This window comes from Veillonella parvula (assembly GCF_032472435.1).
In the GTDB taxonomy this organism is placed as follows: domain Bacteria; phylum Bacillota; class Negativicutes; order Veillonellales; family Veillonellaceae; genus Veillonella; species Veillonella parvula_N.
In genome coordinates this window covers 104,926-120,899 of the sequence record NZ_JAWEGM010000005.1, presented here as the reverse complement: position 1 = coordinate 120,899, position 15,974 = coordinate 104,926, and the positions used below count along the sequence as shown (strand labels likewise).

Below are 15,974 nucleotides of genomic sequence, written 5' to 3'. Positions count from 1 at the left end.
AGATAAAAATAGTAGTTACCGTGATATTAGGTAATAAAATAATAGGTAATAAGATATTAGATAATAACAAGGGGAGTTATGACACTACAAGAACGAGAGGCTCGCGCCTGTGCCATCATAGATAGTATGGCACGGGAATTGCGTGCAGTTTCCATATATTTACATGATAATCCTGAATTGGGCTTGAATGAGCATAAAGCAGTAAAGGTAATTCACCAATTCTTAGAAACACATAATTTTATATCTCATGTAAGTCTAACTAATCGGCCAGAGTTACAAACAGCGTTACGGGGCGACTATAACGGTACTGCACGGCATAAAATAGCCTTCTTAGGTGAATATGATGCGTTACCGGAACTAGGCCACGGCTGTGGTCATAACCTTATTGCTATGATGAGCTTAGGTGCTGCTGTTGCTTTTAGTCAAAGTGCACCACAGGATTGGGGTACAACATTCTTTGGGTGCCCTGCAGAGGAAACTATCGGTGGTAAGGTATATATGGCAGAAGCCGGTCTTTTTAAAGGCTATGAGGCAGCACTTATCATTCATCCAGGTGGAGAAAATGAGGTAGGAGGTACATCCTTGGCGACACATCCTCTAGAGGTTACGTTCCATGGACGTTCTTGTCATATTGCATCTTTAACAGACTCAGGAATCAATGCCTTAGATTGTGCGGTAGACTTATATCAAAGGGTAAAAGATTTAAAAAAGACCTTTCCTAAAGGTGCTATTGTAGGTGCTATCTTTACAGAGGCAGGTACGGCACCAAATGTGGTTACACCAAAGGCTACGATTCGTATGACTGTTCGTGGTAGTACAGTGGATGATTTAGAAGGTATTATTTTGCCGGCTATTAAAGAGGCAGCCCAAGAAATCGGTTCATCCTATGGAGCTCAAGCTGAGATGCATCACTATGAGCCACTCTTTAAGGATATGCGTCAAGATAAACAGTTATTAAATCTCTTTAAAGATGTGATGACTGAATTTGGTGAAAGCCCACGAATATTGCCTGATGATGAGGCGGATGGTAGCACTGATGTAGGTAATGTGTCTTACGAAGTACCAACAGCACAGCCTACCTTGCAGATTGGATTAGGTTTAGAAGCGCATACGCCAGAATTTACTTGTGCTGCTGGATCTGACTATGGGTTAGACCAAGCGATTAAGGGTGCTAAGATTATGGCTGTTGTAGCCTTGCGTTATGCGATGTGTAAGTAAGTTCAATTTTTGACATATAGAGGTCAAAAAGGTACAATAGATATAATATTTAAGTAAGTATGAAATAAGCCGTCTTCAACAAGACGGCTTTTATTCCGGTGGAGATAGATATGAGTGTTTTAACCGTTTCAAATGTAACTCATGGTTTTGGAGCGCGACAAATTTTAGATGATGCATCATTCCGTTTGCTAAAAGGTGAACATGTAGGCCTCATTGGTGCAAATGGTGAAGGTAAATCTACGTTTCTTAATATCATTACAGGTAAATTGCCACCTGATGAGGGGAAAATTGAATGGTCCAATCAGGTAACTGTTGGGTATTTGGATCAACATGCTGTTCTTGAAAAAGGTATGACCATCCGTGATGTATTACAACGTGCTTTTGATGATTTGTTCGTCATGGAGCAAAACATTAACGATGCGTATAATCGTATGGGTGATGTATCCGAAGATGAAATGAATAAGCTACTTGAACAGGTAGGGGAATGGCAAGAAATTCTTGAGCAACGTGGGTTCTATGAAATTGATGCGGTTATTGAGCGTACCGCTGCCGGATTGGGACTTATGGATATCGGCTTAGATAGAGATGTAACAGAGCTCAGCGGTGGTCAACGTACCAAGGTTTTGCTTACAAAACTATTACTAGAGAAACCGACTATTTTGCTTTTAGACGAACCGACAAACTATCTTGATGTGGAGCATATTCAGTGGTTGCAAAACTATTTGCAAAATTATGAAAATGCCTTTATCTTGATTTCTCATGATATGGAGTTTTTAAACTCCGTAGTCAATGTTATTTACCATATCGAACAAGCGGTGCTTACGCGTTATACTGGTGATTATCATCAGTTCCAAGCTGCTTACGAGGTGAAAAAAGCGCAAGCAGCTAAGGCGTATGAACGTCAACAGCAAGAGATTGAGCGTATGGAAGACTTTATTCAGCGCAATAAAGCGCGCGTTGCAACACGTGGTATGGCAAATTCTCGAGCAAAGCGCTTAGAAAAGATGGAAATTCTAGAAAAGCCAAAAGAGTATATCAAGCCCACTTTTGGCTTTAAAGAAGGACGTACGCCAAGTCGCTTTATTGTAGAGGCTTTTGGATTGCAATTAGGTTATGATGAACCATTAACAAGACCAGTAGACTTTCAAATTGAAAGAAACAAAAAAATTGCTATTCGCGGTGTTAATGGTTTAGGTAAAACAACGTTGTTGAAGACTATTTTAGGCCTATTAAAGCCTGTTAGTGGTGAGTTGGTAAAAGGTGAATTCTTACAAGTTGGCTATTTTGCCCAAGAGGATACGCCATCTAATTCCGAAACAGCGTTAGATTATATTTGGAATGAATATCCGGCGATGACAAATGCAGAGGTGCGTGCAGCATTAGCTCGTTGTGGCCTTACAAATGAACATATTACGTCTCAAATGCGCGTACTTTCAGGTGGTGAGAATGCGAAGGTTCGCCTATGTAAGCTCATGCAGAATAAGTACAATGTGTTGGTCCTAGACGAACCGACTAACCATTTAGACATATATGCAAAAGAAGAACTGAGCCGTGCACTACGTGATTTTAAAGGTACAATTATATTGGTAAGTCACGAGCCTGAATTCTATCAAGATTGGGTTACGGATATTTGGAATATTGAAGATTGGACGACAAAGATTGTTTAGGAGGACCGATGAATCAACGTGCAAATGACGGGATAAAGCAATTCTTAGAGGCTTTATCTGTTGATACAGAGGCACCAGAGTTAGAAAAGACACCAAGTCGTGTAACAGAATTATATAGTGAGTTATTTAGTGGCGTAGGAGTCGAAACAAAATCGGTATGGGGTGAAACGTTTAGCACTGATTACAAGGGACTTATAGCCGTTACAGGTATTCCCTTTTATTCTATGTGTGAGCACCACTTATTGCCATTCTTTGGGACTGTAGACATTGTGTATCAACCCAAGGATGGATGTGTGGCAGGGCTCAGTAAGTTTCAAGATGTTGTTAATATACTCAGTCGCAGACCGCAATTACAAGAGCGGTTAGCATCTGAATTAGCAGATGCGATAATGAATGATTTATCTGCTCATGGCGTTTTTGTACGCATTACATCGACTCAGTTGTGTATGCTTATTAAAGGAACTATGCAGCAAGATTCAAAGGTAATTACATTAGAAAGCCGAGGCGTATTAGCTGAAACAGGTACAGTAAGGGATGAAGCGTTGGCAATGTTAGGCGGAGGACAGGTAAATGTTTAAACGTAGAAATTATACATGGAATGATGGCAAAAGCTTATCTTTGTGTGATCGTACCCTTATCATGGGTATACTGAATGGTACACCTGACTCCTTCTCTGATGGGGGGCAATTTAATACACCAGAAACAGCTACTGCTCATGTGGAACAAATGATTGAAGATGGTGCAGATATTATCGATTTAGGCGTTGAGTCTACACGACCAGGTTCTACACCTTTGACTACGGACGAAGAAATAGAACGTCTTTCTTTATTGATAGAACCTGTGTTAAAGGCTTCTACCGTTCCTGTATCTATCGATACATATCATGCAAAAACCGCAGAATATGCATTCTCAAAAGGGGCACATATTCTAAATGATGTATGGGGATTACATTATGACCCTGACATGGCCGCGGTGGTGGCTAAATATAAGGTACCTGTTATCATCATGCATAATAGTAATGATACAAACTATGGTGATATCATTGAAGATATGAAAGCTTTCTTCTTCTGCGCTATTGATAAAGCGTTAAAAGAGGGTGTAACGCCACAACAAATCTGGCTTGACCCAGGTATTGGCTTTGGTAAAACTGAAGAACAAAATATTGAAGTTATGCAACGCTTGGGTGAGTTAACCGCTTATGAATACCCTGTTTTGCTTGCTCCAAGCCGTAAGCGTTTCATCGGATCTATGATAGGCGGATTGCCTCCGGAAGATCGTGATGAAGGTACGGTAGCTGCTTGTATTACAGGTGTATTCCAAGGCGTTGATATGGTGCGTGTTCACAATGTGAAAATGCACAAACGCGCCTTAGCTGTAGCAGACGGCTTGTTACGAGGTGAATAATGGATAGAATCGTTTTAAAAAATATGGCATTTTACGGATACCACGGAAATTTGGCATCTGAGCAAGAACAAGGGCAACGATTTTTTGTAGATGTAGAAATAATAACTGATCTTACAAAGGCCGGTCAAAGTGATCAATTAGAGGACTCCATCAATTATGTAGAGGTATATGAAATTGTAGAATCAATTATGACTGGTGAAAAGCATAATTTGTTAGAACGATTAGGGGCGCTTATCGCCGATTCCTTGTACCAACATTATCAAGGTATCGTAGGTCTCTCAGTAACGGTGCGTAAACCATCTGTACCGATTTCAGGTATTTTGGATTATGTTGAGGTTATCACCACAAGAGGACAAATTTGATGTATACCTATTACATCAGTGTAGGCTCGAATATGGGGGATAAGAGAGGCTACATCAGTTCTGCTTTTCGATCCTTACTACAACATGAGGCAATTTCCAGGCTAGTCACTTCTCCTCTGATTGAAACTGAGCCGTGGGGATATACGGAACAAGACACCTTTGTCAATGGCGTATGGTCTTGTGAAAGCACTCTAGAACCACATCAAATGCTCAGCCTTATTCAGCAATTAGAGCAGAAGGCTGGACGAAAACGATTGATTCATTGGGGCCCTCGCACATTAGATTTGGATATTATTTTAGTGTACGATATAGAGGGGAAGATGATTTCTTTGTGTGATGAAAGTCTTGTGATACCGCATCCTCATTTTTGGAATCGTAATTTTGTACTAGAACCGCTATCTCAGCTATTACCAACATTCACATATAAAGGGACTAAGATTGCTGATCGATTAGTTCAATTGGGTACATAAACTAGAATCGTATATAATCTAATGTTAGATACACTGTAAACACGATACATATTGTACGCATGCTTTTACGTTTTATGATTGGAAAGTCGTGGAGAGCGTAGATGAATATAAAACGTATTGGATTATTTGTACTGGCACTTATTATAATGGGGATATCTTACTGGCTTGCTGTAGGAGCAAATTATGATAGTAAAACAGTACGTATTGATCCAGAAGCGCATACACTGGTTAATTCTAGTGATGCCATTATTTCAAAACGAATATTAGCTATGAAGACTAGTGGATCACAAGTGTATTTCTTAGGTTATGAAGGACTAGGAATTTATAATTTATCTGATAATGCACTTCGTTTAATGCCAATAACCTTTAGGGGGCAACATATAGAGCCAACTAAATCGGATGATTACCAACGAGGTTTACGGAATATAACAAAGCTAAAATCTTTATCCGATTTCAGTGCTGAAGAGCAAAAAGAATTTAAAGGCTTGTTGGAGTCTACTGATGGAGGGGCCCATTATTATGGTGACTTTTACCATTCTGGTTATGAGTCGTCCCTCATTGATTTGAAGGACCAGTATTTTATTACGAATACAGTACGTGCATTAAAACGTGTTAATCATACATTATATGTGTATGATGGATCAGGTTTTATTATTATAGATTTAGATAATCGTCGTATCCAAGGGTTCTTTAATAACCGCATTAGTGGTGAAGGCTCTAAGGGTGTACCTGATAGCTTACGTGGACACTATGGTTCTGACTTTACTATGATATATGCATTATCTAAATTGGATCCTTCAGATTTGGATATTTTATGGTCCATGCGTAAACAATATTTAGAAAAATCTCCTCAAGCGATGGAAGGAAAAGATTTGTTCCCACTCAATTTGGATGAGATGAATTTAAATGAGTTATGATTCTATTAAGATAAATCATATACAGATATACGTGATTTAAATAATTGGCATTTGAGGATATGCTATCGTTTTATGCTAAGGTATGGAGGCTCTTATGAAGTTACGTAAGGTAGGTATTATTGGCACTGGCCATGTAGGATCTCATGTGGCATTTTCTTTAGCCTTGCAAGGTGAGGTTGATGAATTATATTTGATGGATATTGACGAGAAAAAAGCTCAGGCGCAAGCTATGGATATTAATGATGCCGTTAGCTATATTCCACATCAAGTAACTGCTACATCAGGTCCTATTGAAGAATGTGGAGATTGTGATATCCTCGTTTTTAGTGCGGGGCCTTTGCCGAATTTGTATCAGGATCGCCTTGAGAGCCTTGGTGAAACAGTGGCTGTACTAAAAGACGTTATTCCACGTATTAAGCAGTCTTCTTTTCAAGGTTTCATCATTTCAATTTCTAATCCTGCTGATGTGGTAGCTACCTATTTATGTAAACATCTTGAGTGGAATCCTAAGCGTATTATTTCAACGGGAACCGCTCTAGATTCAGCTAGATTGCAAAAAGAATTAGCTCATATCTTTACTATTAGTAATCGCTCTATTACGGCCTACTGTTTAGGTGAACATGGAGGTAGTGCCATGGTGCCGTGGTCCCATGTCTGTGTACAAGGTAAACCACTTTTAGAATTATATCGAGAGCTACCTCATAGATTTCCTAAACTTGACCATACAAAAGTACTAGATGATGTTAAAATTGGTGGCTATCATGTACTAGCTGGTAAAGGCTCTACGGAGTTTGGTATTGCGAGTGCTACCACAGAATTGATTCGCGCCGTATTCCATGATGAAAAGAAGGTATTGCCTTGCTCCTGTTATTTAAATGGACAATATGGAGAAGAAGGAATATTTGCATCTACTCCTGCTGTTATTGGTAAAGATGGTATCGAAGATGTTCTTGAACTACAACTAACCAATGAAGAGCTAGCCTTATTTAAAGCTTCTTGTGCTGTCATTCGTGAACATGTTGCAAAGGCTGAGGCTATGTAAGTGGATGTTTACTTTTGTATATAGAAAGTTTACATCGCATATGGAGTTTTAAAATTATACGGATTTATGTTACCGTTCTTAATGAGAAATATCTGTAATTTTCTTTAGTCCCAAGCTCTGTTATGTGGTATAATCTAAAAATGACAGTATACAGATGATGAATATTTGGGGGACATTATGACTCAGGACACTATGGATGTACAACGCCCAAAAAGGCCACGCAAACGGGTTCGTCCTAATCGCAAAGCACAGGATCAGCGTATTATCCTCATGTGGATCAAGCGGATTGGCATAGGGATTATGGTGCTGTTACTGTTAGGGCAGGCTTATCGCTTGGTGGCTGTATATCAAGAAAAACAACATATAGAGCAACAATTGCAAGAGTTACAGCAGCGAAATGAAGAGTTAGAACAGGAAAAGGCTAGGTTACAAGATCCAAAGACCATAGAAGGGGTTGCTCGTGAGGAGTTAGGATTGGTAAAGCCTGGTGAAGTACCATATGTAAAATAGAGTGTATTCTATTATTTTTTCTTTGCATCAGTTTGTAGTTTAAGGTTTCCGCATTAATTAGGAGGTTGCATGGCAATCGAAGTTGGTAACATTATTGATGGTACCGTATCAGGTATTACAAAATTCGGCGTATTTGTTGATTTAGGAGAAAAGCAAACAGGGTTAGTTCATATTTCTGAAGTAGCTCATGGATATATCGAAGATATTAATACCCTTTTAAAAGTTGAGGATCCGGTAAAGGTTAAGGTTTTATCTATTGATGGTAATAAAATAGGACTTTCCATTCGTCAAACACAACCTAAAGAGGGGATGGACGAAGAAAAACGTCCTCATCGTGTTCAATCGAAACAAAGCATAGAGTCTTTCGAAGCGAAGATGAAATCATTCTTGCGCGATAGCAATGAACGATTACACGATTTAAAACGCAATACCGAAGGAAAACGCGGAGGCCGAGGTGGTCGTCGAGATTAATAGTGAGAGATGGCATCTAGCCATCTCTTTACTTATGTATAGAGTATTAACGCTATAATAGTATTAGAAAAATGCTATTTATATGTAAGGAGCAATTATGAAGTTAGCAATTATAGATATTGGCTCTAATTCGGTGCGTTTATTATTGGCTACCTATGAGAATAACGAGTGGCGTTATGAGCCTAAGCAGTTGTGGACTACCCGTTTAGGTCAACGAAATACGGATGGTACCTTGCGAGATGAATCCATGGAAGCATCCTATCAAGCCTTTACGGATATACAAAAAATAGCAAATGAATACGGTGCTGACTATTGCTTTGGTTTTGCGACGAGTGCTGTTCGTGAAGCAGCCAATGGACTTGCATTTATGGAACGTATTAATGAATACTGTCCCATGGAGTGGCGAATTTTATCTGGTGCTGAAGAGGCTATTTATGGTTTTAATGGTGCGTTAGGAGATCAATTAAAGGATGGACGTCATTATACGACCATCGATATTGGTGGAGGTAGTACAGAACTTGCATTAGGTAACAAGGATGGAGTGTACTGGAGTCGTTCTTATCCTGTGGGAGCGGTACGCCTTCAATCTATATCTGACGAAGGGCCTCAACGAGTGTGGGAGGAAACTCGTTTTCTTTGGGATCCGATGATGATTGAAGGTGAATTTGGTGAATTTATCGGTATTGGAGGAACCCTAACAACTTTGGCTGCTATTGATTTAGGTTTAGACCATTATGATGGCACAAAGGTACAAGGTCATAAATTGAGCCGTGAAACGGTGGAAGGCATTATTATGAAATTGCGGTATATGAGTCGTGATGAGAGACTACAAGTAAAAGGTTTACCCGCTGGGCGTGCCGACATTATTGTTGCTGGGGCAGAGATTTTAACGTCCTTTATGGATTCCTATGAGGTCCCTCATGTATTTGTGAGCGACCAAGATGGTATGGAGGCGATGGCCCGTGAATGTGAAAGCACTCATTCGAACCGTTAATCACACTTTAAAATTACATGATATATTTCCTGAGAATTGTCGTATCTTGGTAGCTTGTTCTGGTGGTCCTGATTCGATGGCTTTATTGCATTTATTGCAAGATATTGCTACACATCGCCATACAGTATATGAGCTTGGAGTTGCTATCGTAGATCATTGTATTCGTCCTGAAAGTAAGGATGAGGTCCTATGGTTACGAAATCAAGCGGACGTACTAGGACTGCCATTTTATACGGCTGTCTTTGACGTGCCTAAATTGAGTCAAGCTCAAAAGCTATCAGAGGAAACTATAGGCCGCCAAGTTCGGTATCAATGGCTAACCGGTATAGCACAGTCTGAGGGGTATGACTATATTGCAGTAGCTCATCATAAAGATGACCAAGCAGAATCAATTTTAGCACATCTTATTAGAGGGACTGGACTTAATGGTTTGACAGGCATGGCCGTTGTTAGTAATGATTATACTGTTCCAGTAGTAAGACCTCTGTTAGATGTCACAAAAGAAGAATTACTTCTATATTTAAAAGAGAAAGATATTTCTTACTGTATAGATAGTACAAATGAGGATGTACGATATCAAAGAAATAGAATTCGTCATCGCATTATACCTGAGTTAAAAGCCATTAATCCTATCGTTAGCGATGCCATAGTAAGGCTAGGGGCTTCTGTACGCGAAGACATTTCTCTTATTTCTAATTTAACGGATATGGCGTTTGATGAGTTAGTAACTATCTCTGATGAGGGCGCGTTTATATCTCGTAGGGGGTTACGTAAGAAGCCGTTGGCTATCCAACGTCGATTGTGGCAAAGACTGGTGAGCATCTTTGATCTTGAAATCAAGCTTACCACTGCTCATCAAGAGCAATTACTCGACATTGTTAACACTGGGGAAAAGAAAACTTTCAATATAAAAAGTATAAAAGTAAGTGCTCAATGTGATACAATAAAAGTATATTGCAAACATTAATATGAATTGCGGAGGTCATATAGATGCATCAAGATGCAAAAGATATTTTATATACAGAGGAACAATTAAAGGCACGTGTGGCTGAATTAGGTCATCAAATCAGTGCTGACTATAAAGGGGAATCCGTAGTTCTCGTAGGGGTATTGAAAGGTGCTATCGTTTTTTTTACAGATTTAGCTCGTTCTATCGATGAGAATGTGGATGTAAGCTTCGATTTTATTTCTTGCTCTAGCTATGGCAGCGGTACAACAAGTACAGGGGTAGTTCGAATTTTAAAAGATTTGGATCGCTCTGTAGAAGGAAAGCATGTACTTGTTGTAGAAGATATTGTAGATACGGGTACAACATTACATTACTTGCTAGAAAATTTACATGCCCGTGGAGCTAAAAGTGTACGCCTTGCAGCGTTATTGAATAAGCCTGAACGCCGTAAAATGGATGTAGAAGTAGACTATGTAGGCTTTGTCATTCCTGACTACTTTGTTATCGGCTATGGTTTAGACTATGCAGAAAAATATCGACACTTACCTTATATAGGTATTTTAAAGGAAGAAATGTATCAAGATTAAAAATATGATATAATATATGAGTGCATCTCTCAACGAGATGTACTCAATTCGTTTATGCCACTAAACTATTATTGAAAGGGGTAATATTTTGGGTCGATTTACAAAAAATATCGTCCTTTATTTACTTATCATTGCCGCTTTCGTTATCGCCATTGACGCTTTCTCTGGTCAAAGTGCGAATAAATCTGAACTCAGTTATACAGGATTTATTCAACAAGTACAACAGAAAAAGGTTGAGTCCGTAACGATTACCAATGATCATGGTATTAAAGGTAAACTAAAAAATGGAACAGAATTCAATTCTTATGCGCCAACTGATGAAACATTAATCAAAACTTTACAAGATAATGGTGTAGAAATTACTGCAGCTCCACCTGAGCAACCTGCTTGGTGGATGAGCTTGTTAGGTTCTGCTATTCCGATTATCATCTTGGTAGTATTATTCTTCTTCATCATGCAACAAACGCAAGGTGGCGGTGGCCGAGTGATGAACTTTGGTAAAAGCCGTGCTAAATTGATGGGTGAAGGCAATGTAAAGGTTAGCTTCAAAGATGTAGCTGGCGCTGAAGAAGCAAAACAAGAATTAGAAGAAGTAGTAGAGTTCTTAAAGGATCCAGGCAAATTTACAACTATCGGTGCTAAAATTCCGAAAGGTGTATTATTGGCAGGACCTCCAGGTACAGGCAAAACATTACTTGCTAAAGCTGTTGCTGGTGAAGCAGGGGTACCATTCTTTACGATTTCTGGTTCTGACTTTGTAGAGATGTTCGTTGGTGTTGGTGCTTCTCGTGTGCGTGATCTTTTCACACAAGCGAAAAAGAACGCCCCATGTATCATCTTTATAGACGAAATTGATGCGGTTGGTCGCCAACGTGGTGCCGGCCTTGGTGGTGGTCACGATGAACGTGAACAAACATTAAACCAATTGCTCGTTGAAATGGATGGCTTTGGTGCCAACGAAGGTATTATTACTATCGCTGCAACAAACCGCCCAGATATTCTAGATCCTGCACTTTTACGTCCAGGTCGTTTTGACCGTCAAGTTATTGTAGGTCGTCCAGACCTACGCGGCCGTGAAGCAATTTTGAAAGTTCATGCTCGTAATAAGCCTTTGGCTGATGATGTAGACTTGAAAATAATTGCGAAGAAAACTCCAGGCTTTACTGGTGCAGACTTGAGCAATTTGTTAAATGAAGCAGCTCTTTTGGCGGCTCGTCTTAACAAAAAAGTAATTACTATGGCTGAAGTTGAAGAAGCCAGTGAAAAAGTTAGTATGGGACCTGAACGCCGCAGTCATATTGTGAGCGATAAGGATCGTAAATTGACAGCATACCATGAATCTGGTCATGCTATCGTGGCACATCTATTGCCTCATGCAGATCCTGTTCATAAAGTAACGATTATTCCTCGTGGTGCAGCTGGTGGCTACACTATGATGCTTCCTACTGAGGAACAAAACTACAAAACAAAATCTCAATTATTAGCAGATATTCGAGTTGCTCTTGGTGGTCGAATTGCAGAAGCCTTGATTTTAGATGAAATCAGTACAGGCGCTTCTGGGGACCTTCAAAGTGTAACTAATACTGCTCGCGCTATGGTAACGCGTTGGGGGATGAGCGATGAGCTTGGTCCTATCGTGTTTGGTGAACAACAAGAACAAATCTTCTTAGGAAAAAACCTAGGCCATGAGCGCAACTATAGTGAAGAAATCGCTGCGAAAATCGACTCTGAAATTCATCGTATCGTAGAAGAAGCTTATAAAGATGTAACAAAACTTCTTAGCGATAATGAAAAATTCTTACATGACATGGCAAATGCTTTGTTAGAAGAGGAAACAATCGATGCGAAAGCGGTAGATAATCTTTACAAATATGGTACAACAAAAGAACCTGAAGCTGAGGAGCCTAAAGTAGCTTCTGAAGTAGAAGGTAGCGTAGTACCAGAGAGTGTTGATGCTAAAGAAATAACTAGTACTGTAGCAGATCCTAGTGAAGCATCATCTAATGAAATTAAATAATGGATTTTGTCCAAATGAAAAAGAGCTAGCCTTTTTAGAAGGCTAGCTCTTTTTTTACTGTCCATCGTTTATATGACGTGTGGCAAGAAGCTCTGTCATGCGCTGTTCTTTTAGTTTTTGCAAATATTTTTGTGCCAAAACATTTGGTATAGCTACACCGATTGCTATAGCTATAGTTGTAAATGTGCCAGTTACACCATTTTGTATCATAAGGATTAGACTAGCATCATTTAATGCATTGATATGTAACATATCGAAGAGAAATCGGTAGTACAGTATACCGGGCATTAATGCGATGGCAGATGGTACAATAATGATAGTGCTAGATGTTTTTAGCCAAGTAGAAACTTTTACAAAAATAATACTCATTATGGCAGCACCAATAAAGGTAGCACCTGGTGTAGAAAATCCTAATTCTACGGATAGTATATTGCGAATACATACACATAGTACCCCACCAATACCAATGGATACTAATAGTCTGACAGGAGCATTAAAAAGAACCGCAAAAGCGGCTGCAGCTGTAAAAGAACCGATAACTTGCTCTATGGAAATAACATGAGGTTTAATATCAACGAAATTAAATGCCGGTGCAGGGCTAAAATAGAGTGCCATGGCCATACCTAAAGTCATGCTACCCACGATGAGTAGCGTTCTAATGGCTCGTGTCATGCCCGATAAAATATGATTATTAATGATATCGATGACACAATTGATCAATGGTACCCCAGGAATCATGAACAAGGTGCAGCAAACGAGTACATATAGTAAGGATTCATTATTTACATGACTATAAAAAGCATAAGCCGATATCATGGCAGCAAATCCGCCTAATGCGATTCCTACATATTCATTAAGCCCTAATCTACATGATAGGGTGCGCGTAAAATAACCAATACTAGAACATATGATAGTAACAATGAATGCGATAATATCGCCACTGTAAAGGTATGCAAGACCCGCCGATCCTAGTGCACAAGCTAGTCCTTTTATCCAGTTTGGATACGTCGGTATAGTTGTATCCAGTTTGGCAATTAGTCGTTCATAGGTCGTTAGTGAGTAATGTCGCTCAAAGGCGCGCCATGTGAGCTTTGATACGGCATTGATCATAGCCATATTCGGAATATGAACCGGTGTTTTTCTGAAGACCGTTATGGATCGTTCTTTGTGTAATAGATTGACCATAATAGTGGTATATGAAATATGGATATTTAAGTAATCATGAGGAATTCCCATAAATGTTGCGGCTTTTAGCATTTCCTCAATGATTCGATTTGTATTTGCCCCACATTCCATTAGTAACTTCCCTATGTTGAGTAGTACATCCAGTTTTCGATGAATATGGATAAAAGGGTTCTCTAAAACTTGATTTTTCTCTTCTAATGTAAACTGTTTCATATATCTCTCCGAAGGATAATAGATAGCATTATTGTTATCTATTTTTTTATGTATACCTTTATACTATATACATTATACCATTAATTATTTTAAATAATCCTTGCATTTTGAAGGGGACACTTGTACAATCGAATTGTAAACCTAGGTTGACAAAGAAAGGGGCTCTAAACTATGCGTGATGAAGTGCTAGAATTCTTGAGACAAAACCAAGGTAGTTTCGTATCGGGACAAGATATGTCCGAAGCCTGCCATGTTTCGCGCACAGCTATTTGGAAACATATCAAGGCGTTACGTCAAAAAGGCTACAAAATTGAATCTTATACCAAGAGAGGGTATCGATTATTGGAAGAACCTGATTTGTTGAGCCCCTTGGCAATGAAGCAAATTCTAAAAACAGATATATTTGGTAAACGGTATGTCTATATGGATACCACGGAGTCCACAAACCTAGAAGCTCGTCGTTTAGCTCAACAAGGTGCAGAAGAAGGTACGGTTGTGGTTACCGAGGAACAGGCTGCTGGTCGTGGGCGCTTGTCTCGTGGTTGGTATTCTCCATTTGGCAAGGGATTGTGGTTTAGCTTGATTTTGCGTCCTGATTTTCCACCTGTAGAGGCTCCAAAGTGTACGTTGATGGCCGCCGTAGCTTTGACAAAGGCCTTTCATAAGATGGGGCTCACTGATGCGGGGATAAAGTGGCCTAATGATATCCTTGTGAATGGTCGTAAGCTGGTAGGTATTTTGACAGAAATGTCTGGTTCTATGGAAGAAATTTCTCATATTGTAATGGGCATTGGGGTCAACGTAAAAACAAAACAAGAAGAACTACCAGAAGAGTTAAAATTAATTGCTACATCTCTTGCGATGGAAGATATTGATATTGAGCGCACAGAAGCATTTAGACTTATATTAGAAGAATTAGAACATCAATACTATGAAGTGCTCGATAGTGGCTTTGACGAAACCCTTAATGAATGGCGTCAATTATCTGTTACTCTCGGTGAAGAAATTGAAGTGCGTGCCCCTGGCAATACCTATGAAGGGGTAGCTACAGATATTGATGAAGATGGTAATTTATTAGTAAGAATCCCGGATGGGACAATTAAACGTATTGTGGCAGGGGACGTATCAATTCGTCCGCGTAAATAGGAGGCATTAATGTTATTAGTAATTGATGTGGGAAACACCAATATTGTTCTCGGTGTATACGACAAGACAGAACTTGTGGGGCACTGGCGTATTTCCACAGATCGGGTCCGTACCACCGATGAATATGGCATGCTGATGATGAACTTATTCTTCCACGATCGTAAGGTTGATGTAAAAGATATTAATGCTATCATTATTTCCTCGGTTGTACCACCATTGATGCCTACATTAGAGCGCGTGTGTTTGCGCTACTTTAATGTAAATCCTCTTATTGTAGGTCCAGGCACTAAAACTGGCATCGCTATTAAGTATGATAATCCTCGTGAAGTAGGGGCTGATCGTATCGTAAATGCCGTAGCGGCACATGAACTTTATAAAGGTGATTTAATTATCATCGACTTTGGTACGGCTACTACTTATTGTGCGGTACAAGGTAATGGCGATTATGTGGGCGGAGTTATTACTCCAGGTGTAACAATTTCTGCAGAAGCTTTATTCCAACGGGCAGCCAAATTACCTCGTATCGATGTGAGAGACCCAGGACAAGTCATTTGCCGAAATACGGTGTCTTCCATGCAATCTGGTATGTTCTACGGTTATGTAGGTCAAGTAGAGGGACTCGTGTCTCGTATGAAAGCGGAAATGGGAGATCATGTAACTGTAGTGGCTACAGGTGGTTTGGCACAGCTTATTAGCAGTGCTACAGACTGCATTGATTATATAGAACCAATGCTTACATTAGAAGGCTTACGCCTTATTTACGAAAGAAATAAATAATGCTACTATAATATAGTTACGTATATGTAACGAAGTAGTGTACAT

At 39.5% G+C, this 15,974-nt stretch carries 17 protein-coding genes; 16 read left to right on the top strand and 1 reads right to left on the bottom strand.

The window, feature by feature from the left end; genetic code table 11:
* Nucleotides 1–78 precede the first annotated feature (78 nt).
* From E7A03_RS07995 to ftsH, 14 genes are all read left to right on the top strand, one after another.
* Nucleotides 79–1,218, top strand: a complete 1,140-nt coding sequence (locus E7A03_RS07995) for an amidohydrolase (RefSeq protein WP_287509033.1) — start codon at nt 79–81, stop codon at nt 1,216–1,218.
* A gap of 110 nt (nt 1,219–1,328) precedes the next feature.
* On the top strand, nt 1,329–2,885 hold the full coding sequence (locus E7A03_RS07990) for an ABC-F family ATP-binding cassette domain-containing protein (RefSeq protein ID WP_004695392.1): 1,557 nt from the start codon (nt 1,329–1,331) through the stop codon (nt 2,883–2,885).
* An 8-nt stretch (nt 2,886–2,893) separates the two neighbouring features.
* Nucleotides 2,894–3,463 carry a GTP cyclohydrolase I gene (gene folE / locus E7A03_RS07985; RefSeq protein ID WP_060919845.1) on the top strand — a complete coding sequence of 190 codons (570 nt, stop codon included), beginning with the start codon at nt 2,894–2,896 and terminating at the stop codon, nt 3,461–3,463.
* A complete protein-coding gene (gene folP / locus E7A03_RS07980; RefSeq protein WP_278617799.1) occupies nt 3,456–4,289 on the top strand; it encodes a dihydropteroate synthase in 834 nt (277 codons plus the stop codon). The genes folE and folP overlap by 8 nt, the downstream gene beginning before the upstream one ends.
* Complete coding sequence (gene folB, locus E7A03_RS07975) at nt 4,289–4,651, top strand: dihydroneopterin aldolase (RefSeq protein WP_008603485.1); 363 nt, start codon at nt 4,289–4,291, stop codon at nt 4,649–4,651. Before folP ends, folB begins: the two co-directional genes overlap by 1 nt.
* On the top strand, nt 4,651–5,121 hold the full coding sequence (gene folK, locus E7A03_RS07970; RefSeq protein WP_287509032.1) for a 2-amino-4-hydroxy-6-hydroxymethyldihydropteridine diphosphokinase: 471 nt from the start codon (nt 4,651–4,653) through the stop codon (nt 5,119–5,121). The genes folB and folK overlap by 1 nt, the downstream gene beginning before the upstream one ends.
* A 101-nt stretch (nt 5,122–5,222) precedes the next feature.
* Nucleotides 5,223–6,038, top strand: coding sequence for a hypothetical protein (locus E7A03_RS07965; RefSeq protein ID WP_278617797.1), 816 nt, complete (start codon nt 5,223–5,225; stop codon nt 6,036–6,038).
* 94 nt (nt 6,039–6,132) lie between these two features.
* A complete protein-coding gene (locus E7A03_RS07960) occupies nt 6,133–7,080 on the top strand; it encodes an L-lactate dehydrogenase (protein ID WP_227065707.1) in 948 nt (315 codons plus the stop codon).
* Between the two features lie 177 nt (nt 7,081–7,257).
* Nucleotides 7,258–7,590: an FtsB family cell division protein gene (locus E7A03_RS07955; RefSeq protein WP_004698500.1), complete on the top strand. Its 333-nt coding sequence runs from the start codon at nt 7,258–7,260 to the stop codon at nt 7,588–7,590.
* Between the two features lie 69 nt (nt 7,591–7,659).
* Nucleotides 7,660–8,061, top strand: a complete 402-nt coding sequence (locus tag E7A03_RS07950; RefSeq protein ID WP_004695410.1) for a S1 RNA-binding domain-containing protein — start codon at nt 7,660–7,662, stop codon at nt 8,059–8,061.
* 97 nt (nt 8,062–8,158) lie between these two features.
* Complete coding sequence (locus E7A03_RS07945) at nt 8,159–9,055, top strand: Ppx/GppA phosphatase family protein (RefSeq protein ID WP_123138493.1); 897 nt, start codon at nt 8,159–8,161, stop codon at nt 9,053–9,055.
* Complete coding sequence (gene tilS / locus E7A03_RS07940) at nt 9,024–10,022, top strand: tRNA lysidine(34) synthetase TilS (protein WP_205112897.1); 999 nt, start codon at nt 9,024–9,026, stop codon at nt 10,020–10,022. The genes E7A03_RS07945 and tilS overlap by 32 nt, the downstream gene beginning before the upstream one ends.
* A 23-nt stretch (nt 10,023–10,045) precedes the next feature.
* Nucleotides 10,046–10,591, top strand: a complete 546-nt coding sequence (gene hpt / locus E7A03_RS07935) for a hypoxanthine phosphoribosyltransferase (protein WP_004695416.1) — start codon at nt 10,046–10,048, stop codon at nt 10,589–10,591.
* A gap of 88 nt (nt 10,592–10,679) precedes the next feature.
* Nucleotides 10,680–12,608 carry an ATP-dependent zinc metalloprotease FtsH gene (gene ftsH / locus E7A03_RS07930; RefSeq protein ID WP_004695418.1) on the top strand — a complete coding sequence of 643 codons (1,929 nt, stop codon included), beginning with the start codon at nt 10,680–10,682 and terminating at the stop codon, nt 12,606–12,608.
* Between the two features lie 54 nt (nt 12,609–12,662).
* On the opposite strand, the gene E7A03_RS07925 is transcribed toward ftsH, so the two are convergent.
* Nucleotides 12,663–14,006, bottom strand: a complete 1,344-nt coding sequence (locus E7A03_RS07925) for a threonine/serine exporter family protein (RefSeq protein ID WP_118091604.1) — start codon at nt 14,004–14,006, stop codon at nt 12,663–12,665.
* A 171-nt stretch (nt 14,007–14,177) separates the two neighbouring features.
* Between E7A03_RS07925 and E7A03_RS07920 the strand changes: the two genes are divergently transcribed.
* Both E7A03_RS07920 and E7A03_RS07915 read left to right on the top strand, forming a co-directional pair.
* The gene (locus tag E7A03_RS07920; protein ID WP_287507785.1) at nt 14,178–15,152 is read left to right on the top strand and encodes a biotin--[acetyl-CoA-carboxylase] ligase; all 975 of its coding nucleotides are present in this window, start codon (nt 14,178–14,180) and stop codon (nt 15,150–15,152) included.
* 9 nt (nt 15,153–15,161) lie between these two features.
* Nucleotides 15,162–15,929: a type III pantothenate kinase gene (locus E7A03_RS07915; protein ID WP_287509030.1), complete on the top strand. Its 768-nt coding sequence runs from the start codon at nt 15,162–15,164 to the stop codon at nt 15,927–15,929.
* Nucleotides 15,930–15,974 lie beyond the last annotated feature (45 nt).

Excerpts from the sequence above, each read along its gene's own strand:
- E7A03_RS07995 (WP_287509033.1), top strand. The coding sequence starts at position 79 with ATGACACTACAAGAACGAGAGGCTCGCGCCTGTGCCATCATAGATAGT.
- E7A03_RS07990 (WP_004695392.1), top strand. The coding sequence starts at position 1,329 with ATGAGTGTTTTAACCGTTTCAAATGTAACTCATGGTTTTGGAGCGCGA.
- folE (WP_060919845.1), top strand. The coding sequence starts at position 2,894 with ATGAATCAACGTGCAAATGACGGGATAAAGCAATTCTTAGAGGCTTTA.
- folP (WP_278617799.1), top strand. The coding sequence starts at position 3,456 with ATGTTTAAACGTAGAAATTATACATGGAATGATGGCAAAAGCTTATCT.
- folB (WP_008603485.1), top strand. The coding sequence starts at position 4,289 with ATGGATAGAATCGTTTTAAAAAATATGGCATTTTACGGATACCACGGA.
- folK (WP_287509032.1), top strand. The coding sequence starts at position 4,651 with ATGTATACCTATTACATCAGTGTAGGCTCGAATATGGGGGATAAGAGA.
- E7A03_RS07965 (WP_278617797.1), top strand. The coding sequence starts at position 5,223 with ATGAATATAAAACGTATTGGATTATTTGTACTGGCACTTATTATAATG.
- E7A03_RS07960 (WP_227065707.1), top strand. The coding sequence starts at position 6,133 with ATGAAGTTACGTAAGGTAGGTATTATTGGCACTGGCCATGTAGGATCT.
- E7A03_RS07955 (WP_004698500.1), top strand. The coding sequence starts at position 7,258 with ATGACTCAGGACACTATGGATGTACAACGCCCAAAAAGGCCACGCAAA.
- E7A03_RS07950 (WP_004695410.1), top strand. The coding sequence starts at position 7,660 with ATGGCAATCGAAGTTGGTAACATTATTGATGGTACCGTATCAGGTATT.
- E7A03_RS07945 (WP_123138493.1), top strand. The coding sequence starts at position 8,159 with ATGAAGTTAGCAATTATAGATATTGGCTCTAATTCGGTGCGTTTATTA.
- hpt (WP_004695416.1), top strand. The coding sequence starts at position 10,046 with ATGCATCAAGATGCAAAAGATATTTTATATACAGAGGAACAATTAAAG.
- E7A03_RS07925 (WP_118091604.1), bottom strand. The coding sequence starts at position 14,006 with ATGAAACAGTTTACATTAGAAGAGAAAAATCAAGTTTTAGAGAACCCT.
- E7A03_RS07920 (WP_287507785.1), top strand. The coding sequence starts at position 14,178 with ATGCGTGATGAAGTGCTAGAATTCTTGAGACAAAACCAAGGTAGTTTC.
- E7A03_RS07915 (WP_287509030.1), top strand. The coding sequence starts at position 15,162 with ATGTTATTAGTAATTGATGTGGGAAACACCAATATTGTTCTCGGTGTA.